This is a genomic window from Streptomyces sp. NBC_00057 (assembly GCF_045041165.1).
In the GTDB taxonomy this organism is placed as follows: Bacteria; Actinomycetota; Actinomycetes; order Streptomycetales; family Streptomycetaceae; genus Streptomyces.
The window spans coordinates 5,773,182-5,793,734 of record NZ_CP108256.1; the positions used below are offsets into that span (position 1 = coordinate 5,773,182).

Here is a 20,553-nt window from a genome sequence, read left to right on the forward strand (position 1 = left end):
CTGTGGTGGTCATCATGTACAGATAGCCCGGCCATCATCCCCATCGGCTGTGCAGATTGACCAGCGGATTCGCGAACTGTTGCGCACCTTGCGAAGCGGCGAGAGCCTTCGCGTATGACTGAGACTCTGCACACCACCCCCGACACAGCCCGGCAGGCCGACCCCTTCCCGGTCAAGGGAATGGACGCGGTCGTCTTCGCCGTCGGCAATGCCAAGCAGGCCGCTCACTACTACTCGACGGCCTTCGGCATGAAGCTGGTCGCCTACTCCGGACCGGAGAACGGCAGCCGCGAGACGGCGAGTTACGTCCTGACCAATGGCTCCGCCCGTTTCGTCTTCACCTCCGTCATCAAGGCGTCCACCGACCACGGCCGCTTCCTCGCCGACCATGTCGCCGAGCACGGTGACGGCGTCGTCGACCTGGCCATCGAGGTCCCGGACGCCCGCGCGGCCTATGCGTACGCAGTCGAGCACGGCGCCCTCGGACTCGCCGAGCCGCACGAGGTCAAGGATGAGCACGGCACGGTGGTGCTGGCCGCCATCGCCACGTACGGCAAGACCCGCCACACCCTCGTCGAGCGCACCGGCTACGACGGCCCGTACCTGCCCGGCTACGTCGCCGCGGCCCCCATCGTCGAGCCGCCGGCCAAGCGGACCTTCCAGGCCATCGACCACTGCGTCGGCAATGTGGAACTCGGCCGGATGAACGAGTGGGTCGGCTTCTACAACAAGGTCATGGGCTTCACCAACATGAAGGAGTTCGTGGGCGACGACATCGCCACCGAGTACTCCGCCCTCATGTCGAAGGTCGTCGCCGACGGCACCCTGAAGGTGAAGTTCCCGATCAACGAACCGGCGATCGCCAAGAAGAAGTCCCAGATTGACGAGTACCTGGAGTTCTACGGCGGCGCGGGCGTCCAGCACATCGCGCTCGCCACGAACGACATCGTCGCCTCGGTGCGCGCGATGCGGGCGGCCGGAGTCCAGTTCCTGGACACCCCCGACTCCTACTACGACACCCTCGGCGAGTGGGCGGGCGAGACCCGCGTCCCCGTGGAGATCCTGCGCGAGCTGAAGATCCTCGTCGACCGCGACGAGGACGGCTACCTGCTGCAGATCTTCACCAAGCCGGTCCAGGACCGCCCGACCGTCTTCTTCGAGATGATCGAGCGCCATGGCTCGATGGGCTTCGGCAAGGGCAACTTCAAGGCCCTGTTCGAGGCGATCGAGCGCGAGCAGGAGAAGCGCGGCAACCTCTGAGCCACCTCCGAGTTCCGAGAGCGTGAAGGCGGGGCCTTTGGCGAACCCCCTCCAGAGGACCGGGGCCAAGGCCCGTCCTGCCCTGCGCCGACAAACGGTTCGGGGCAGCGACGGAAATCGCCGGACGGCCCGCACATCGCGGGCCGTCCGGCGACCGGACCGACGCGGGACCCGGGCGAAGTAACGCCCGCCCCCGTCAGCGGCTGCTCAGCACATGCGAGGCCGGGGCCTTGGCGGGTGTCTGCTGCTGCGGCGCCGGTGCGGCGGGCCGCGGCTTCGCCGCCGTCTCGGGTGCCCGGGCGGGCTCCATGCCCTGCGGGACGTCAGCCGGAGGGCCGCCCAGGGAGTCCAGGGCCTTCTGGGCCGCCGGGCCTTCCAGCGGCGAGAAGTGCGGGTTGATGAGCAGGGCCTCCGCCAGATTGCGGCGCGCCGGACCGTAGTCCTTCAACGCCTGCTGGATCGCGCCCAGGTGGGACATGTACGAGGCGTTCCGCCCATCCGTGTCGACCGCCCGCGTCGCGTACTGCAGCGCGGAGGACGAGTCGCCGGAGCGGTGCAGCGCCCAGCCCAGCGCGTCCGCCACCGCCGCGCTGCGGTGCGACCGGTCCCACTCCGCCTTCAGCAGCTTCACCGCCGCGGCCGGATCCCCGTGATAGGTCTCGAAACGGCCGCGCAGAGTTGCGTTGTCCACGCCCTCGCCGTCGTCACGCGCGAGAGCCTCGCCGAGCTGTGCGTACTGGCTCCGGGCTTCTTCGTCCCGGCCCAGCGACGCGTACAACTCGCCCAGCTCCAGCATGTATTCGGGTCGGGGGAGGTTGGCCAGCGCCGCCTTGTAGTCGCGCTCGGCCTCGTCCGTACGGCCGAGCGCCACCAGCGCCCTGGCCCGGCCCGCGAGCGACGGATGGGCACGGTCGGTCCGCAGCGCCGCGCTGTACTGCGCCACCGCCTGGTCGGGCTCGCCCCGCTCCCAGGCCAGTTCGCCCAGCAGATACAGGCATTCCGCCTTCTGCGCCGGTGTGGTGGCCCGGTCCGCCGCGGCCTGCGCGTCGGCCAGCGCGTCCTCGCGCCGGCCGCGGTCCCGGTACCCCTGCGCCGTCCGGATGAGCGCCGGGGCACCGGAGTGCAGAGCCGTGAACTTCTCCACCGCCGTGTTCGCGGACTTGTAGTCACCGAGGCCGTTGTACGCGTCGATCAGGGCCGGATACACGTTCCATTGTTTCGGCTCCCGTGCCCGTACCGTCTCGCCCCACTTCTTCGCCGTGACGAAGTCGTGCCGGGCATTGGCGAGCGTCGCGAGCCCCACCCAGGCCGCCGTGTTCCCGTTCTCACCCGGCTCGACGTCCAGCGAACGCTTCAGTGCCTGTTCGGCCCGGCCGTAGTACGCCGCGTCCGCGGAACGCTGCCCCCACTCCACATAGGCCGTACCGAGCAACGCCCACGACGGCGCGTCGGACGGATGCGTGCCCACCCACAGCTGCCGGTCCCCGATCAGCGCCGTCAGATCGGAGAGCGAGGCGGGGGAGCCCATGTCCCTGGCCTTCAGGGCCCGCGAAACCGGACCGGGCGCGGGCGGTGGCGCGGACTTCTTCTCGTCCTCCGGCACGGCCACCACCGCACCCGTCACCAGTACCGCACCCGCCACCGCACCCATGGCCGCCCTGCGCAGCGTCGTACGCAGCGAAAGGGGCGGCAGCTCGGCGGGGGCCGGGTCCGGCGGTGCGGGGCCGGTTCCGGGGGGTTCAAGGGGAGGTTGGGTCGAATCGGGGGACTCCGGAGGCTGCTGCGGCGTGACATCCATGCCGATCACTCTGCGTCAGTACGAAGATCACACCGCGTCTTGTGAAGTCTGCGGCAGACGGGTTCACACCAATGGGCCCGAGTGCCACGCTTGGATCATGAACGGCCTTCTCGAACAACTGCGTGCGGGTCTGCCCGCCGAGGCCCTGATCACCGATCCGGACGTCACCGCCTCCTACGCCCACGACATGGCGAGCTTCTGCGATGCGGGCACGCCGGCCGTCGTCGTGCTCCCGCGCACGGTCGAGCAGGTCCAGCACGTCATGCGCACAGCCACGGCCCTGCGCGTCCCGGTCGTCCCGCAGGGAGCCCGTACCGGTCTGTCGGGCGCGGCCAACGCCTCCGACGGCTGCATCGTGCTGTCCCTGGTGAAGATGGACCGGATCCTGGAGATCAACCCCGTCGACCGGATCGCCGTCGTCGAACCGGGCGTCATCAACGCGGTGCTGTCCCGGGCGGTCAACGAGCACGGTCTCCACTACCCGCCGGACCCCTCCAGCTGGGAGACGTGCACCATCGGCGGCAACATCGGCACCGCGTCCGGCGGTCTGTGCTGCGTGAAGTACGGGGTCACCGCCGAATACGTACTCGGCCTGGAGGTCGTCCTCGCCGACGGGCGGCTGCTCACCACCGGCCGCCGTACCGCGAAGGGCGTCGCCGGATACGACCTCACCCGGCTCTTCGTCGGCTCGGAGGGCAGCCTCGGCATCGTCGTCAAGGCCGTGCTCGCGCTGAAGCCCCAGCCGCCGCAGCAGCTGGTCCTGGCCGCCGAGTTCCCGAGCGCGGCCACGGCCTGCGATGCGATCTGCCGGATCATGGAGCGCGGTCACACCCCGTCACTCCTCGAACTGATGGACCGTACAACAGTCCATGCCGTCAACAGGATGGCCAACATGGGCCTCCCCGAAACCACCGAGGCACTCCTGCTCGCCGCCTTCGACACCCCGGACCCGTCGGCCGACCTGGCCGCCGTCGCCGAGCTGTGCACCGCGGCGGGCGCGACCGAGGTGGTCCCCGCTCAGGACGCCGCCGAGTCCGAAATGCTGCTCCAGGCCCGGCGGATGTCGCTCACCGCACTGGAGACGGTCAAGCCGGCCACGATGATCGACGACGTCTGCGTACCGCGCTCGAAGCTCGGCGCGATGCTCGAAGGCACCGCCGCCGTCGCCGAGAAGTACGACCTCACCATCGGCGTCTGCGCGCACGCGGGTGACGGCAACACCCACCCCGTCGTCTGCTTCGACCACACCGACGCCGACGAGTCCCGGCGGGCCCGGGAATCCTTCGACGAGATCATGGCGCTCGGCCTGGAACTCGGCGGCACGATCACCGGTGAACACGGCGTCGGCGTCCTGAAGAAGGAATGGCTCGCGCGTGAGCTCGGCGAGGTGAGCGTCGAACTGCACCGGGGCATCAAGCAGGCGTTCGACCCGCTCGGGCTGCTCAACCCGGGCAAGGTGTTCTGACGGCCGGCCAGGACCGCGCCCGCTCACGCGTCGCCGTCCTGCCACTCGTCCGATGCCCACGGGTCGCTCAGCCACAGATCGTCGGCCGGCAGCGGCGCGAGCAGCTCGGCGAGACCCTCGTCGATGCCGAGCCGCTCGGTCTCCGTACCCGGCGGAACCAGCCGCAGAGTCCGCTCCACCCAGGTGGCCACCACGGCGGACGGCACCTCCAGAAGGGCGTCGCCGTCGGGCGAATTCAGGGCCACGAAGATGACGTTGCGCCGGTCGACCTTGGTGGGCCAGATCCGCACGTCCCCCTGGCCGCACGGCCGGAACACGCCCTCGACCAGCAGATCGCGGGCGAACGTCCAGTGGACGGGGAAGTCGGAGCCGATGTGAAAGGCGGCGTGCACGGCGTACGGGTCCTCCGTGCGGTACGTCAGCCGGGCAGGGACGGGGATGCTGCGCTCGGGCGACAGAACCAGCTTGAGCTCCAGCTCGTGTTCCACGACGGTGTGCATGAGTGCGTCCTTTCGGTACCTGTGGGCCGGTCCCGCGACCGGTCCGCACAGGGAGAGAGCGCCCTCCCCGCCATCTATTACGCGACTTCCGGAAAAAATTTCTGCGTGACCGGAAAGTGGCCCAAACCCCTGGACCGGCCCGGCGGTACGCGGGCGTCTGATAGATGTGGACCCGTTGTATTGAGGCCTCGAAGAGATACGGGACCACGGTGATGAGCGCCCCAACCCCGGCACCCGGTGACGAAAGCCCCCGCGAGGGGTATTACCCCGACCCGTCCATTCCCGGATATGTCCGGTACTGGAACGGCGCTTCGTGGGTGCCCGGCACGAGCCGGCCCGCCCCTCAGCAGGGCGAGTCGATGCCCGCAACGTCGTCCGGAGCGGCGGCCGAACCGCAGTCGCAGCCGTCGGTCCCGGCGCCCGCGCCGGTGGACGAGACCGGTCCGGTCTTCCTCGACGAGGAGCCGTACGCGGACAACCGCCCCGAACCGGCCACCGCCTGGCAGGCCGACGCCTCCCGGCAGACCGGCTTCGGCGGCGAACGCGACCGGCGGGTTTCCTGGGGCGGCGCCGGGCAGCCCGGCGGACAGGGCGAGCCGGGCCGGCAGGGCGAGCAGAGCCGGCCGCCGTCGGGGGCGGGGTCCGGCTCGGGACCGGAGTCCGGCCGGGATCCGCGTACGTCTGCGGACCGAACCCCGGCTGATCGGGCCCCCGCGGTCCGGGAGCCCGTCGACCGTTCTCCCGCGGTCCGGGAGCCCGTCGACCGTTCTCCCGCGGTCCGGGAGCCCGTCGACCGTGCTTCCGCGGTCCGGGAGCCCGTCGACCGTGCTTCCGCGGTCCGGGAACCTGTCGACCGTGCTTCCGTAGACCCGCGTCGGCCGGCCTCCCCGGATCCGACGGGCGGTGCGCTGCCGGGCATGCGTGACGGCAGGAGCCAGGCCCCCGAGAACACGGTCGCGATCAGGGTCGACCGCCCGGCCCGCCCCGGCGGCGGTGACGCGGGCGGCCCGCCCGCCGACGGGACGATGGCGATCCGCGCGATCGCCCCCGGGACCGGCGCGCAGCCCCCCGCACAGGCCCAGGCGCAGAATCCCGCCCCCGCCCCGGCACAGACCCACGCCCCGGCCCCCGCCGAGCTCAACAGTCCTCTCACCTCGGGCCCCGGCGGCGGTGCCGCCTCCTGGGCGCAGCAGGTCCACCAACTCGCCCAGCCCGACCAGGCGGCCCGCCCGCAGCCCCAGCAACACCAACCCCACCTCCCGCTCCAGGGGCAGCAGCCTCACCCGCAGCTCGGTGCGCACGGTGGGCAGCCGGACCAGCCCGTCGTGCCCTGGAAGCCCCCGGTCAACGACCCCTTCCAGCAGCTCGCGCAGGCCCAGGCATCGGCCAGGCCCGCCGGACTCGGCAGGAGGTTCGCCGCCCGGCTCGTCGACACGGTGGTGCTGGCGGCGCTCGTCGGCGCGATCGGCTTCCCGCTCGTCTCGCGGGCGATGGACCACATCGACGAGAAGATCAGCGCGGCGAAGCTGTCCGGTGAGACGGTCACCGTCTGGCTGGTGGACTCCACCACGGCCGGTCTGTTCGGTGGGGTCCTCGGCGCGTTCCTCGTGCTCGGCGTCCTGCTGGAGGCGCTGCCGACCGCCAAGTGGGGCCGTACGCTCGGCAAGAAGCTCTGCGGACTCGAAGTGCGGAACATCGAGTCCCACGAGGCCCCGTCCTTCGGCGCCGCGCTGCGCCGCTGGCTGGTCTACGGCGTGCTGGGCGTCCTGGTGGTCGGAGTGGTCAATGTGCTCTGGTGTCTGTTCGACCGGCCGTGGCGCCAGTGCTGGCACGACAAGGTGGCGCACACCTTCGTGGCGGGCTGATTCCGCGCGAGGGCCCGCGGAGCCCACTCCTCCGGCTGACGGCTCATCGGGGGAGGGGCCTTCGGGGGGCGTGCCGTTCCCCCGAACGCACCTGAGCCGTTGCGGGCGCTCGTGGGCCGGGGTGCACTGCCCCCATGAGCAACGATCAGCCGACGTCCGGTCAGCCGCCCGAGGAGGACCCGTTCCTCAAGAAGCCGCAGGAGCCGCAGGAGCCGCAGGGGCCGCAGAAACCTCAGGAGCCGCAGGGGCCGTCGTCGGGTTCGCCATACGACAGCGCTCCGCCGCCTCCGCCGCCTCCTCCGCCGCCGTACGATTCTGGTCCCTACGGCGGCGGTGGCCCGTACGGGGGCGTGGATCCGCTGGCCGGTATGCCGCCGCTCGGCGAGCCCGGCAAGCGGATTCTGGCCCGGCTGATCGACTTCCTGATCATCTCGATCCCGCTGTATCTGATCTCGTTGCCGTGGGGTGGGCTGGTCGAGATGAACGACAACAGCAACAGCAGCAACAGCAACCTCAGCGATGTCTTCAGCCAGACGTACAGCGGGCACCAGTTGCTCTGGTCGCTGATCGGTCTGGTGTTCTACGTCGGGTATGACACGTACTTCACACACAAGGACGGCCGGACCATCGGCAAGCGGCTGTTGAAGCTGCGGGTCGCGATGCTCAGCGACGGCCGGGTACCGGACACCGGTGCGTCGTTCCTGCGGGCCGTGGTGCTGTGGCTGCCGGCGCTGCTGTGCTGCCCGTGCCTGTGGTGGCTGATCAATATCGTGCTCATGTTCACGGACAAGCCGTACCGGCAGGGCCTCCACGACAAGGCGGCGAAGACGGTGGTCGTGCAGACCGACTAGGGGAGTGCCGGACGCTCCCTGGGTCCCTCTTGCGCCATACGGCCTCGGTCTCCGTACAGGCTCGGTTTTCGAGCCTGTACGGAGACCGAGGCCGTATGCGTCAGCGCCGCAGGGAATGCTCGCCCAGGAGCTCGTCCACACGCGCCGCGGCGCGCTGCTCGGCCGTGCGGGCCGCCGGGATCGAGGCCTGGACTCCGTCGCGGGCGAGGCCTTCGGCCTCGACGGCGGCGGAGACCGCATCCTGGTTCGTACGAACTGCGGCCCGGGCCTTCGCCGGCTTCACTGTTTTCGCCCGGGACGGGTGGGGTACGGTCACGGCCACCAGCAGGCCGAGCGCAAGCGCCGCGGTCCCGATGACGGCGATGCCGAGGCCCGAACCCGTACGGGAGAGCAGCAGCATGGCGAGGGTCGAGAAGACGACGGTGACCGAACCGTAGGAAAGCTGTGCGGCAGTGATACGCGGCATGTCGGTATCCGTCCTCGGGGCATCGGATGGGCAGTCTCTCGACACGGTCGCAGTGTCAAGCGACTCTACGACGGTGGATGCCCGTGAGGAACCGGTAGTAAGCATCACCTAACCCGCGGTACCGGTGCACGGGGGGCGCATGGAGTCATTCCGTTCCCCAACCGCGGGCCGTGACGCGCTGGTTGCCTGCATGGTGAACGTCCGGATAACGGAAATGTGCCCCTGCATAGTGCACTTGGCCTGTTCAAGTCAAGGTCTGTCTTTTCTCGCGTAACTCCGGTCGAATGTCGTCACTTGTGACGCGTATCCGCGCGCGGCCCTTCTACACCACCCCAGGCCGCAGTCGCGGACGCCGGGGAGGAACTGCATCAAGTGACCACTAACAGACGGGCGCTTCGCGCCGCAGCGGTTGTCGTGGCCATGGCCGCCACTGCCGCCACGGCGTCGGCTTTCGCCACTGCCCAGGCGGATGAACACACATCGGGGGCGAAGGCGCCGGTAGTCGACCGCCGCGACCCGGGGTCGGCCAAGGGCAACGCGCACGACCTGCAGGGCCCCTTCAGCAAGCAGCAGGACGCCCAGCGTCAGGCCGCCCTGGAGCAGGTCATAGCGGGCGACAAGAAGGTGTCGACGCGCAACGGCTCCAAGGTCGTCAAGCTCGACGACGAGAAGTACGTCGAGCTCGGCCGCGAGAAGACCGACAAGATCTTCACGGTTCTGGTGGAGTTCGGTGACAAGGTCGACAACACGACCATGTTCGACCCGGACGGCGACGGCCCCGAGCCGGCCGTTCCGAAGTACGGCGGCACGCCCGGCCCGGCGCACAACAAGATAGCCAAGCCGGACCCCGAGAAGGACAACAGCACCGCCTGGCAGGCCGACTACAACCAGGCCCACTTCCAGGACCTCTACTTCGGTGAGGGCGCCGGCAAGAACTCGCTGAAGACGTACTACGAGAAGACGTCCTCCGGACGCTACTCGGTCGACGGCGAGGTCTCCGACTGGGTCAAGGTGCCGTACAACGAGGCCCGTTACGGGTCCAACTACTGCGGCTCGACCAACTGCGCCAACGCCTGGGACATGATCAAGGACGGCGTGAACGCCTGGGCCGCCGACCAGAAGGCCAAGGGCCGTACCCCCGAGCAGATCAAGACGGACCTCGCGCAGTACGACCAGTGGGACCGTTACGACCACGACAACGACGGCAACTTCAACGAGCCCGACGGCTACATCGACCACTTCCAGATCGTCCACGCCGGTGAGGACGAGTCCGCGGGCGGCGGCGTCGAGGGCAAGAACGCCATCTGGGCGCACCGCTGGTACGCGTACGGCACCGACGCCGGTGCGACCGGCCCGGCCGACAACAAGGCCGGCGGCACCCAGATCGGTGACACCGGCCTCTGGGTCGGCGACTACACCGCGCAGCCCGAGAACGGCGGCCTGGGCGTCTTCGCCCACGAGTACGGCCACGACCTCGGTCTGCCGGACCTCTACGACACCACCAACCGCGCCGAGAACTCGGTCGGTTTCTGGTCCCTGATGTCGGCCGGTTCCTGGCTCGGCACCGGCAAGAACCAGATCGGTGACCTGCCCGGCGACATGACCGCCTGGGACAAGCTCCAGCTGGGCTGGCTCGACTACGCCGAGGCCAAGGCCGCGACGAACTCCACCCACAAGCTGGGCGTGTCCGAGTACAACACCAAGGACAAGCAGGCGCTCCTCGTCTCGCTGCCCGACAAGCCCGTCACCACCGCTGTCACGAAGCCCGCCGAGGGCTCCAAGCAGTGGTGGAGCGACATGGGCGACAACCTCAACAACACCCTGTCCCGTTCGGTCGACCTGACCGGCAAGTCCAAGGCGTCCCTCGACCTTTCTGGCTGGTGGGACATCGAGAAGGACTACGACTACCTCTACGCCGAGGTGTCTGAGAACGGTGGCACCAGCTGGACCGCGATCGACGGCACCGCCGACGGCAAGGCGATCCCGCGCGACGCCAGTGACAAGCCGGCCCTGACCGACGTCTCCGGCAAGTACCAGAAGCTCTCGTACCCGCTGGACGCCTACGCGGGCAAGAAGATCGACATCCGCTTCCGTTACGCCACCGACGGCGGCGCGGGCGGCGTCGGCTTCGCCGCCGACACCATCTCGGTCAACGCCGACGGTGCCGCGCTCTTCACGGACAACGCCGAGGGCGACGACAACGGCTGGACCGCCAAGGGCTTCTCCCGTGTCGGCGAGTCGTTCACCAAGGACTACGCGCAGTTCTACATCGCGGAGAACCGCCAGTACGTCAGCTACGACCAGACCCTCAAGGTCGGCCCGTACAACTTCGGCTTCTCCAAGACCCGTCCGGACTGGGTCGAGCACTACCCGTACCAGAACGGTCTGCTCATCTGGCTCTGGGACACCTCCCAGAAGGACAACAACGTCTTCGTCCACCCGGGCAAGGGCCTGATCCTGCCGATCGACGCGCACGCCAAGCCGCTGAAGTGGGCGGACGGCACGATCATGCGCAACAAGATCCAGCCCTTCGACGCGCCCTTCAGCCGGCAGGCGACCGACGGCTTCACGCTGCACAACGCCGACGTGGCGGTGAAGATCAAGCCGCAGCTCGGCATCCCGGTCTTCGACGACCACAAGGGAACCTACTGGTACAGCGAGAACAAGACCGGAAGTGTTCAGGTCGCTGACACGAACACCCGGATCACGATCGTCAGCGAGCCGCGCGACGGCTCGACGATGACCGTGAAGGTCGGGGCCTCGCACAAGTAGTCCCGCATCACCGCAGGTCAGAGCTTGATCGGCCGTCGCCCTCTAGCGGGCGGCGGCCGATCGTGTTTAGGTGCGTCTTGTTCAGATCCTTATTGACATGACGTCTCACGGGGGAGCGCGGAGCATGGCAGGCGGAGGGTTCAGCAAGTTGCCGAACGGCAGTGTGGTGGTGGCGATCACCCTGACCGGTCCGACGGACGGAACGGGTCCGGGCACCCCGGTCCGGGTCCTGGTGCACGCCGCCAACCGGGCCCGCGCGCTGACCCGGCTGCGCAATCTGGGCCTGCGCGCCGTCTACCTCCGCGGCAACGCCGAGCCGCCCACCCCGGACGAGATCACCGCCGTGCTGCACCACCCGGACGGGGTGCTCTGGCGAGCGAGACCGGAGCAGGCCCAGGAACTCTGGCACCCGATCCGGGCGCTGCTCCGCCCGGCCGTACCGGCCGTAGCGGACCGCCGACCGGCCTGAGGCGGGGGGCCGGCGCCGGTGTCGGTGACGGGCGTCAGCGGGTGAGAGCGGCCAGGGGCGGCGAGGAACCGCGGCGGCTCTCGCCCGACTACGCCACGACGGGCTTGCCGGAAAGCTTCACGCCCGCCCGGCGGAGCTCCTCCAGCGCCCGCTCCGTGGTCTCCTCGGCGACCCCCGCGGTCAGATCGAGCAGCACATGCGTCGTGAGGCCTGCCCGGACCGCGTCCAGCGCCGTCGCCCGCACGCAGTGGTCGGTCGCGATGCCGACCACGTCGACCTCGGTGACCCCGCGGTCCCGCAGCCAGTCGGCCAGCCCCACACCGTTCTCGTCGAGGCCCTCGAAGCCGCTGTACGCCGCGGCGTAGGCACCCTTGTCGAACACCGCGTCGATCGCCCCGGAGGCGACCGCAGGGGCGAAATTGGGGTGGAAGCCCACCCCCTCCGTACCGGCGACGCAGTGCGCCGGCCAGGTGTGCTCGTAGTCCGGCTGCGCGGAGAAGTGGTTGCCCGGGTCGACATGGTGGTCACGGGTGGCCACCACATGGCGGTACCCGGGCTGGGCCTCGCCGATCAGGTCGGTGATGGCGGCGGCGACATCGGAGCCCCCCGCCACGGCGAGGCTGCCGCCCTCGCAGAAGTCGTTCTGAACGTCCACGACGATCAAGGCGCGGTGCATGGCGGGTGTCCTTCGGTGGGGGACGGTCGGCGGTGACGGGGGTCGTATTCGAGCCTAGAGACTCCGGAGCGGCTTAGGGAGGGGACGTGAGCAAGCCCGCCGAGGGGGCCCCTCCCATGCCCTCCCGGCCATGGGGGAGATCGAGGGCGAAGCGGTGACCGGGCGCCCCCGGCCTCCGCTCCGCCGCCCCGTCACATGTACTCCGTGGGAATCACCGGCTCCCCGCGGGACAACTGCATCGCCGACATCGGCAGCCCCGACCGCGCCGCTATGTGCCGTTCACGCGCCGCGTCCAACGGCTCACGGGCGATCACCTCACCAGCTCTGACCAGTTCGGCCAGCAGCTGCCGGTCGGCCAGCTCGGCCGGTACGGGACCGGTACCGATCACCTCGGCCTCGGCCACTCCGTTCTCGTCCAGTCGGCGCGCGGCCCACTTGCGACCGCCCGCAGACGTCTTCGCGCCGAGCGACTTCTTGGCGACCGGACGCAGCGGCTCCGCGGGGTCGGCGGATATGGCGCGGGCGACCAGCTTGTAGACCATCGCGCAGGTGGGCTGCCCGCTGCCGGTCACCAGCTGCGTGCCCACCCCGTAGGCGTCGACCGGCGCCGCGGCCAGCGACGCGATCGCGTACTCGTCCAGGTCCGACGTCACCACGATCTTCGTCCCGGTGGCGCCCACCTCGTCCAGCTGCTGCCGCACCCGGTGCGCGACCAGCAGCAGGTCCCCGGAGTCGATCCGTACCGCACCCAGCTCGGTACCTGCGACCTCGACCGCCGTACGAACCGCCTCGGCGACGTCGTACGTGTCGACCAGCAGCGTCGTGCCCCGGCCCAGCGAGTCGACCTGGGCCCGGAACGCGTCGCGCTCGGTGTCGTGCAGCAGCGTGAAGGCGTGGGCGCTCGTCCCGACGGTCGGGATGTTGTAGCGGAAGCCCGCGGCCAGGTCGGACGTGGTGTCGAAGCCGCCGATGTACGCGGCACGCGCCGACGCCACCGCCGACAGTTCATGGGTGCGTCGTGCACCCATCTCGATCAGCCCGCGCCCGCCCGCCGCGGCGGACATCCGCGACGCCGCCGCGGCGATCGCCGAGTCGTGGTTGAGGATCGACAGGATCACCGTTTCCAGCAGCACACACTCGGCGAAGGAGCCCTCGACCCGCAGGATCGGCGAGCCGGGGAAGTACACCTCGCCCTCCGGGTAGCCCCAGATGTCACCGCTGAAGCGGTAGTCGGCCAGCCAGGCGAGCGTGGGCCCGTCGACGACGTTCTGTTCGCGCAGGAAGGTGAGCATCTCGTCGTCGAAGTGGAAGTTCTCCACCGCGTCCAGCACTCGTCCGATGCCCGCGACGACGCCGTAGCGCCGTCCGTCCGGCAGGCGGCGGGTGAACGCCTCGAAGACCGAGCGCCGGTCGGCCGTGCCGGCCTTCAGGGCGGCCTGCACCATCGTGAGCTCGTACTGGTCGGTGAAGAGCGCGGTCGACGGCACACCGACCCGTCGCCCAAGGTCCGCAGAGTTCATGTTCCGGATGCTACCGCGATTTCGTCAGAGTGACGAGATCTCGGGTCGTTTATGCGATGGCCCCTCCCTGGTGGCAGCATGGGGTGGGTGAGCGTCGCCCCCACTGAGATCGAGCGTCCCGAATCGGCCGAGGAGAGTCTTGTCGTCCCCGAGCCCGACGTCCCCTGGGTGACGCTGGTCCACAACGACCCGGTCAATCTCATGAGCTATGTGACCTATGTCTTCCAGGCCTACTTCGGCTACTCCAAGGACAAGGCGCACAAGCTGATGCTGGACGTCCACCACAAGGGCCGCGCCGTCGTCTCCAGCGGCAGCCGCGAGGAGATGGAACGCGACGTCCAGGCCATGCACGGCTACGGGCTGTGGGCCACCCTCACGCAGGACCGCAACTAGACCGATCCTCCTCTGCCCCGCCCGACCCACCATCGGAGAAAACCCATGGCCGGCCACTTCGAGGCCACCCCCGGCGGCGGCGCGGCCGTCGCGCTCGACGAGGTGGAGATCGCGATCCTGCGCTCCCTCGCCGTCCAACTGCTGGAACTGATCGGCCCCGGCGACGAACCCGCCGAGGGCGAGGACCCGCTCGCCGCCCTTTTCGCCGAGGGGCCCAGCGAACCGCCCACCGACCCTGCCGTGGCGCGCCTCTTCCCCGAGGCATACGGCGACGAGGACAGCGAACTGCGCGCCGCTTCCGCCGAGTTCCGCCGCTTCACCGAGAACGATCTGCGTACCCGTAAGCGCGACGACGCCCTCACTGTCGTACGCACCCTGGATGCCCTCTCCATCGCCGAGGGCGGCGACGCCGTACTGGAGCTCACCGGCGACGAATGCCGCAACTGGCTCGGCGCGCTCAATGACCTCCGGCTGACCATCGGCACCCGCCTCGAGGTCTCCGACGACGACGAGGGCGGGGCCGGCTCGCTCTACCGGCTCCCCGACAGCGACCCGCGCAAGCCGATGGTCATGGCCTATCTCTGGCTCGGCGCGCTCCAGGAAACCCTCGTGGAAACCCTGATGCCGTAGTTCCCGCATGCGGAGTTCCCGATCACTCGCTTGCGGACTCAGGGGGCGTCGCCCCCCATTTGCCTGTCGGTCTCACCGACCACTCGTTTACGGACTTCCCGGCCACTCGCGCATCGCGTTCGCTCAAAAGACGCTCAAATCCGAATAACGATCCCATCACCTGAACGGCCTCTTTTGTGGCGACTGGAAACCCTTGTCCGCTTTTTCCTGTGGTGTGCCCCACATAATGTCCGATGATCCGCCCATGTGACCGTGATAAATCTTCACGACCACTCGGGGACGCCACTCCTGTTCCCGAGGGCGCTACAGGCCGGCGACCGCCGGCGGCACTCCATCCATATCCGGGGGGATCCGGACCTGATCCGCAGCCGCAACGGCGCGGATCGGCGTGGAGAAAGGCGCAGCACATGACATCGGCGCAGGTCGACAAGGGACAAGACGGCCGCAAGGCCGCAGCGGTCGCGGATGCCGGCACGGCGGGCGAGGGGTACCAGCGGGCCCTCGGCGCCCGTCAGATCCAGATGATCGCCATCGGCGGGGCCATCGGCACCGGCCTCTTCCTCGGTGCGGGAAAGGCGATCTCCAAGGCCGGGCCCAGTCTCATCCTGGCCTATGCCATCGCGGGCCTGGTGATCTTCTTCATCATGCGAGCCCTGGGTGAACTTCTCATGTACCGCCCGGTGTCGGGCTCCTTCTCGGAGTACGCCCGCGAATTCATCGGCCCCTTCGCCGGTTTTGTCACCGGCTGGACCTACTGGCTGTTCTGGGTCGTCACCGGAATCACCGAAGTCACCGCGGCCGCCCAGTACATGACGTTCTGGTTCGACATTCCTCAATGGGTGTCGGCGCTGATCTTCACGATCATCCTGTACGGCGTGAACCTGATCTCCGTAAAGCTCTTCGGGGAACTCGAATTCTGGTTCTCGATGGTCAAGGTGACCGCCATCGTCGGCATGATCCTCATCTGCGCCGGAATTCTCACCCTCGGCTTCTCCGACGCCGGGGACACCGCGTCCGTCACCCACCTCTGGGCCGACGGCGGCTTCTTCCCGCACGGCATCAAGGGCACCTTGATGACCCTGCAGATCGTGATGTTCGCCTTCCTCGCCGTGGAACTCGTCGGCGTCACCGCGGGCGAGTCGAAGGACCCGAAGACCGTCCTGCCCAAGGCCATCAACACCGTGCCGTGGCGCATCGCCGTCTTCTACGTCGGCGCCCTCATCATGATCCTTTCCGTGGTCCCGTGGACCGAGTTCCAGCCCGGCATCTCGCCGTTCGTCGCCGCCTTCCAGAAGATGGGCCTCGGCATCGGCGCCGGCATCGTCAACTTCGTCGTGCTGACCGCGGCCCTCTCCTCCTGCAACTCCGGCATGTACTCCACCGGCCGCATGCTCCGCGACCTCGCCCTCAACGGCCAGGGCCCGAAGTTCTTCACCAAACTGACGAGGAGCGGCACCCCGCTCATCGGCACCACCTTCTCCGCCGCCCTGATGCTCGTCGGCGTCTGGATCAACTACCAGTGGCCCGGCGACGCCTTCACCTACGTCGTCTCCTTCGCCACCATCTCCGGCATGTGGGCCTGGATCATGATCCTCATCTGCCAGATCCGCTACCGCGGTTTTGCAGACCGCGGCGTGCTCCCGCAGTCCACCTTCCGGGCCCCCGGCGCCCCGTTCACCAGCGTCTTCGCGCTGGCCTTCATCGCCATGGTCATCGTGATGATGGGCATCGACAAGGACACCAGGATCTCGCTGTACTGCGCCCCGCTCTGGGCGGCCATCCTCGGCGTCTCGTACCTGGTGCTCAAGGCCCGTAACCCCGAGAACAAGGCCTTCGCGAAGAGCTGAGGCCAACTCCGTACGAACCCGGAACTCCCCGGACGGCCGCCGCCCCAACGGTCGCGTCCACCATGCGGGCCCCCGCGTACCACGCCTCGGTACGCGGGGGCCCGCATGCATAGGCGGGCCGGTGGCTGGGGAGCGGCGTCACGGGTCCTGGCACGCACGCTCGCGGCGTTGTCGTCGGTCGGCATGGCTCCGCCATGACTCCCTCCTCCGCCTTGCGATCGCACGCACCAGGTCCCGCTCCTTCCCCCGCTCCCCAGTCACCGGCCCGCCTATCCTGGCGCCATGCTGACCATCACCCAGGCGCTCTACGACCAGATCGTCGCGCACTCCCGCGCCGACCACCCCGACGAGGCGTGCGGCGTGGTCGCGGGCGCGGCCGGAACCGGCCGCGCCGAACGGTTCATCCCCATGCTCAACGCCGCCCGCTCGCCCACCTTCTACGAGTTCGACTCGGGCGACCTCCTCAAGCTCTACCGGGAGATGGACGACCGCGACGAGGAGCCGGTGATCGTCTACCACTCCCACACCGCGACCGAGGCCTACCCGTCCCGCACCGACGTCACGTACGCCAACGAACCCGGCGCCCACTACGTGCTCGTCTCCACCGCGGACACCGACGACGCGGGCCCCTTCCAGTTCCGCTCCTACCGGATCGTGGACGGTGAGATCACCGAGGAGGACGTCGAGGTCGTCGAGGCGTACGAAGCCGCCTGACCTCCTCGCACCGCCCGACCCCGGCGCTCCACCGGCCGGACGGGACCTGGCCCACCACGGTCCCGTCCACCTGTCGAACACCGACCATCCATCAGGTGAGATCACATTCCGGATCGCGGACCGGGAATCGATACGATGAGCGCATGGTTCCCCATGACGTGAGCGACAAGACGCCGGGCATGCTGCTCGTTGCGCGGCTGCACGTCGACCTGTGCAGGCTCTCCAGCGCGATCTGTACGAGCCGCCTGCCCGTCGGCCACGAGGCCTGAGCCGGGCCCGCGGCCCGAGCACCCATTCGTCACGCACCAACCCCTGCGCGGGGGCAGAGCCGCGCGCCCCACGCCACCTCTCCGCTTTCGACAGGAGCCCACGCCATGGCCATCGAGGTCCGCATCCCGACCATCCTCCGCACCTACACCCACGGCGCCAAGGCCGTCGAGGGCAACGGGGAGACCCTCGCCGACCTCTTCGCGGACCTGGACAGCCGCTACAACGGCATCCGTGAACGCATCGTCGACGGCAACGAACTCCGCCGCTTCGTGAACGTCTACCTCAACGACGAGGACGTCCGCTTCCTCGACGGCATCTCCACCGAGCTCAGCGACGGCGACAACGTCACCATCCTCCCGGCCGTCGCCGGCGGCATGAACTGATGCGGTACGACAGCCCGCTCGCCGCGGTGGGCAACACCCCGCTCGTCCGCCTGCCGCGGCTGTCACCGTCGGACGACGTCCGCATCTGGGCCAAGCTGGAGGACCGCAACCCCACCGGCTCGATCAAGGACCGCCCCGCGCTCCACATGGTCGAACAGGCCGAGAAGGGCGGCCGGCTGACCCCCGGCTGCACCATCCTGGAACCCACCAGCGGTAACACCGGCATCTCGCTCGCCATGGCGGCCAAGCTCAAGGGCTACCGCATCGTGTGCGTCATGCCGGAGAACACCTCCCAGGAACGGCGCGACCTGCTCGCCATGTGGGGCGCCGAGATCATCTTCTCCCCGGCGGCGGGCGGCTCCAACACGGCCGTACGCGTCGCCAAGGAGCTGGCCGCCGAGCACCCCGACTGGGTCATGCTCTACCAGTACGGCAACCCGGACAACGCGGGCGCCCACTACGCCACCACCGGCCCGGAGATCCTCACCGACCTCCCGTCCATCACCCACTTCGTGGCGGGCCTCGGCACCACCGGCACGCTCATGGGCGTCGGCCGCTACCTGCGCGAGCACAAGCCCGACATCAAGATCGTCGCCGCCGAGCCGCGCTACGACGACCTGGTCTACGGGCTCCGCAACCTCGACGAGGGCTTCGTCCCCGAGCTCTACGACGCCTCCGTCCTCACCACCCGCTTCTCCGTCGGCTCCGCGGACGCCGTCACCCGTACCCGCGAACTCCTCCAGCAGGAGGGCATCTTCGCGGGCGTCTCCACCGGCGCCGCACTTCACGCGGCGATCGGAGTGGGGAACAAGGCCGTCAAGGCGGGGGAGTCGGCCGACATCGTCTTCGTCGTCGCGGACGGCGGCTGGAAGTACCTGTCGACGGGCGTCTACACGGCCCCGACAACAGAAGCGGCCATCGAAACGCTGCACGGCCAGCTCTGGGCGTAGCCCGTCCTGAATCGCCGGACGAGCCGAACATTGAGCCCGTCCGGCGATTGAAGGCATCTTTCAGCCTCGTCGGCGCTTGAGGCGCGGGGGCAGGGCGGAGCCCCACGTGGCCCCCAGCCCCTCCGGCGCTTGAGGAGCGGGGCGCCCCCACCCCCACCTCACCCAAGCCCCCGCACCCGGTTCCACACCTCCGGATCCACCACCCCCACCCGCCGCCGGAACCCCCGCACGGCAACCTCCCGCAACTCATCCGTCTCCAGGAAGCTCTCCCGCCCCCGCGCATCCCCCACCGTTCCCGCGGGCAGCGCGATCACCCCGGGCCGCTCCTCGTGATACTTGCTGGTGATCTTCGCGACGAGCGCCGAGTCACCCCGTACCGACAGCACCAGGCAGGGCCGGTCCTTCGCCCCGGGCCCGTCCTCGTACGGCACCTCGGCCCACCAGATCTCACCCGGCCGCGGCCTGCGCTCCGGCCCCGGCCCACGCCCCGGCCCCGCCGGCGGACGCGTCCGCCCGCCCGGACGCCCACCGGAGCGCGTACCCGCTGACCTGCCGGAGCGGCCCCGAGGCCGTTGCCCGCCCCGCCCCCGCCCATCGGCGACCGCCACTACGAGCGCGAGCAGGACGACAACGGCAATCGCGATCCACCACCAGGACATGCCCATGTCCCGACCGTACCGGCGTCCCCGCCTCTTCCATCGAACCGGTGACAGAGCAGGTGAGTTCCCCCACAACGGACGGCCGTGGAGGAGCGACCGGCTGTTTCGCGCCTTACGCTCGACGAACCGCTCAACAGACCGCACGAACCCTCCCCGTTCCCACGTCTCGGAGGTTCACGCTCCATGAAGCTCACCGTCGTCGGCTGCTCCGGCTCGTTCCCGTCCGTGGGATCAGCATGTTCGAGCTACCTCGTAGAGGCCGACGGCTTCAGGCTGCTCCTCGACATGGGCAACGGCGCCCTCGGCGAGCTGCAGCGCCATGTCGGTCTCTACGACCTCGACGCCATCTTCCTCAGCCACCTCCATGCCGATCACTGCATCGACATGTGCGCGTACTTCGTCGTCCGCTACTACCGGCACGACGGCGGCCGTCCCGCCCCGATCCCGGTCTACGGTCCCGACGGCACCGAGCAGCGGCTGACCACCGCCCACGCCGACACCCCGTCCGAGCGGGCGATGAGCGAGGTCTTCGACTTCCACACGCTGAAGCCGGGCTCGTTCGAGATCGGCCCCTTCTCGGTCCGTACGGAGAAGGTCTGCCACCCCGTCGACTCCTACGCCATCCGGATCGAGCACGGCGGCCGCTCGCTCACGTACTCCGGCGACACGGGTGCCTGCGAGGCCCTGGACGAACTTGCCGAGGGCGTCGATCTGTTCCTCTGCGAAGCATCGTTCGTCCATGGCAAGGAGGACATCCCGGACCTCCACCTCAATGGCCGCGAGGCGGGCGACATCGCCGCCCGCGCCGGGGTGGGACAGCTCGTCCTCACCCACATCCCGCCGTGGACCGACGCCGACCGCAACCTGGCCGATGCCCGCCTGCTCTACAGCGGGCCGGTGGAGGTGGCGGCACCGGGTGCGGTCTACGAGATCTAGTGCCACTCCCGGCAAGCTTTGCCCCGTCGCGCCGCCCAGCACGCACGCTCGCTGCGTTGGCCAAAAGCCCTGGTAGCTCCGCTACAAGGACTTCTGGCCGCCTTGCGATCGCACGCACTGGACGACGCT

Annotated in this window: 20 protein-coding genes; 14 read left to right on the forward strand and 6 right to left on the reverse strand. The window is 69.3% G+C overall.

Annotated features, from left to right (window positions below; all coding sequences use genetic code 11):
• Positions 1 to 114 precede the first annotated feature (114 nt).
• Complete coding sequence (gene hppD / locus OG953_RS27160) at positions 115 to 1,260, forward strand: 4-hydroxyphenylpyruvate dioxygenase (RefSeq protein ID WP_405687503.1); 1,146 nt, start codon at positions 115 to 117, stop codon at positions 1,258 to 1,260.
• A 196-nt stretch (positions 1,261 to 1,456) separates the two neighbouring features.
• On the opposite strand, the gene OG953_RS27165 is transcribed toward hppD, so the two are convergent.
• Positions 1,457 to 3,058 (reverse strand): tetratricopeptide repeat protein, encoded by a 1,602-nt coding sequence (locus OG953_RS27165; protein ID WP_405687505.1) that lies wholly within the window; start codon positions 3,056 to 3,058, stop codon positions 1,457 to 1,459.
• 97 nt (positions 3,059 to 3,155) lie between these two features.
• Here OG953_RS27165 and OG953_RS27170 point away from each other — a divergent pair, with 97 nt between their 5' ends.
• Positions 3,156 to 4,523, forward strand: a complete 1,368-nt coding sequence (locus OG953_RS27170; RefSeq protein ID WP_405687506.1) for an FAD-binding oxidoreductase — start codon at positions 3,156 to 3,158, stop codon at positions 4,521 to 4,523.
• Positions 4,524 to 4,546: 23 nt separating this feature from the next.
• Here the strand turns inward: OG953_RS27170 and OG953_RS27175 are convergent, their stop codons facing one another.
• Positions 4,547 to 5,023 carry an SsgA family sporulation/cell division regulator gene (locus OG953_RS27175; protein ID WP_405687507.1) on the reverse strand — a complete coding sequence of 159 codons (477 nt, stop codon included), beginning with the start codon at positions 5,021 to 5,023 and terminating at the stop codon, positions 4,547 to 4,549.
• A 212-nt stretch (positions 5,024 to 5,235) separates the two neighbouring features.
• Between OG953_RS27175 and OG953_RS27180 the strand changes: the two genes are divergently transcribed.
• Both OG953_RS27180 and OG953_RS27185 read left to right on the forward strand, forming a co-directional pair.
• Positions 5,236 to 6,888, forward strand: coding sequence for an RDD family protein (locus OG953_RS27180; protein WP_405687508.1), 1,653 nt, complete (start codon positions 5,236 to 5,238; stop codon positions 6,886 to 6,888).
• Positions 6,889 to 7,022: 134 nt separating this feature from the next.
• A complete protein-coding gene (locus OG953_RS27185) occupies positions 7,023 to 7,739 on the forward strand; it encodes an RDD family protein (protein ID WP_405687510.1) in 717 nt (238 codons plus the stop codon).
• A gap of 100 nt (positions 7,740 to 7,839) precedes the next feature.
• On the opposite strand, the gene OG953_RS27190 is transcribed toward OG953_RS27185, so the two are convergent.
• Positions 7,840 to 8,205, reverse strand: coding sequence for a hypothetical protein (locus OG953_RS27190; protein WP_405687511.1), 366 nt, complete (start codon positions 8,203 to 8,205; stop codon positions 7,840 to 7,842).
• A gap of 372 nt (positions 8,206 to 8,577) precedes the next feature.
• Here OG953_RS27190 and OG953_RS27195 point away from each other — a divergent pair, with 372 nt between their 5' ends.
• Positions 8,578 to 10,977, forward strand: coding sequence for an immune inhibitor A domain-containing protein (locus OG953_RS27195; RefSeq protein WP_405687513.1), 2,400 nt, complete (start codon positions 8,578 to 8,580; stop codon positions 10,975 to 10,977).
• A gap of 124 nt (positions 10,978 to 11,101) precedes the next feature.
• A complete protein-coding gene (locus OG953_RS27200) occupies positions 11,102 to 11,446 on the forward strand; it encodes a hypothetical protein (protein WP_405687514.1) in 345 nt (114 codons plus the stop codon).
• 88 nt (positions 11,447 to 11,534) lie between these two features.
• Here the strand turns inward: OG953_RS27200 and OG953_RS27205 are convergent, their stop codons facing one another.
• Together OG953_RS27205 and OG953_RS27210 are read right to left on the reverse strand one after the other, a co-directional pair.
• Positions 11,535 to 12,122, reverse strand: a complete 588-nt coding sequence (locus OG953_RS27205; protein ID WP_327274975.1) for an isochorismatase family protein — start codon at positions 12,120 to 12,122, stop codon at positions 11,535 to 11,537.
• A gap of 191 nt (positions 12,123 to 12,313) precedes the next feature.
• Positions 12,314 to 13,642, reverse strand: a complete 1,329-nt coding sequence (locus OG953_RS27210) for a nicotinate phosphoribosyltransferase (RefSeq protein WP_405687515.1) — start codon at positions 13,640 to 13,642, stop codon at positions 12,314 to 12,316.
• 78 nt (positions 13,643 to 13,720) lie between these two features.
• Here OG953_RS27210 and clpS point away from each other — a divergent pair, with 78 nt between their 5' ends.
• The 7 genes from clpS (at position 13,721) to OG953_RS27245 (ending at position 18,829) form a co-directional block, all read left to right on the forward strand.
• The gene (gene clpS, locus OG953_RS27215; protein ID WP_093900291.1) at positions 13,721 to 14,035 is read left to right on the forward strand and encodes an ATP-dependent Clp protease adapter ClpS; all 315 of its coding nucleotides are present in this window, start codon (positions 13,721 to 13,723) and stop codon (positions 14,033 to 14,035) included.
• 45 nt (positions 14,036 to 14,080) lie between these two features.
• On the forward strand, positions 14,081 to 14,665 hold the full coding sequence (locus OG953_RS27220) for a DUF2017 domain-containing protein (RefSeq protein ID WP_405687516.1): 585 nt from the start codon (positions 14,081 to 14,083) through the stop codon (positions 14,663 to 14,665).
• Positions 14,666 to 15,072: 407 nt separating this feature from the next.
• Entirely contained in the window at positions 15,073 to 16,512 is a 1,440-nt protein-coding gene (locus tag OG953_RS27225) for an amino acid permease (protein ID WP_405687517.1), read from the forward strand.
• A 282-nt stretch (positions 16,513 to 16,794) separates the two neighbouring features.
• Positions 16,795 to 17,226, forward strand: coding sequence for a Mov34/MPN/PAD-1 family protein (locus tag OG953_RS27230; protein ID WP_405687519.1), 432 nt, complete (start codon positions 16,795 to 16,797; stop codon positions 17,224 to 17,226).
• 143 nt (positions 17,227 to 17,369) lie between these two features.
• The gene (locus OG953_RS27235) at positions 17,370 to 17,495 is read left to right on the forward strand and encodes a putative leader peptide (protein ID WP_405687521.1); all 126 of its coding nucleotides are present in this window, start codon (positions 17,370 to 17,372) and stop codon (positions 17,493 to 17,495) included.
• Between the two features lie 105 nt (positions 17,496 to 17,600).
• Positions 17,601 to 17,879 carry a MoaD family protein gene (locus tag OG953_RS27240; protein ID WP_405687522.1) on the forward strand — a complete coding sequence of 93 codons (279 nt, stop codon included), beginning with the start codon at positions 17,601 to 17,603 and terminating at the stop codon, positions 17,877 to 17,879.
• Entirely contained in the window at positions 17,879 to 18,829 is a 951-nt protein-coding gene (locus OG953_RS27245; RefSeq protein ID WP_405687524.1) for a PLP-dependent cysteine synthase family protein, read from the forward strand. Before OG953_RS27240 ends, OG953_RS27245 begins: the two co-directional genes overlap by 1 nt.
• A gap of 158 nt (positions 18,830 to 18,987) precedes the next feature.
• Here the strand turns inward: OG953_RS27245 and OG953_RS27250 are convergent, their stop codons facing one another.
• The gene (locus OG953_RS27250; RefSeq protein WP_405687525.1) at positions 18,988 to 19,494 is read right to left on the reverse strand and encodes a type II toxin-antitoxin system PemK/MazF family toxin; all 507 of its coding nucleotides are present in this window, start codon (positions 19,492 to 19,494) and stop codon (positions 18,988 to 18,990) included.
• A gap of 177 nt (positions 19,495 to 19,671) precedes the next feature.
• On the opposite strand from OG953_RS27250, the gene OG953_RS27255 reads away from it, so the two are divergent.
• A complete protein-coding gene (locus tag OG953_RS27255) occupies positions 19,672 to 20,424 on the forward strand; it encodes an MBL fold metallo-hydrolase (RefSeq protein WP_405687527.1) in 753 nt (250 codons plus the stop codon).
• The last annotated feature ends 129 nt before the right edge of the window (positions 20,425 to 20,553 follow it).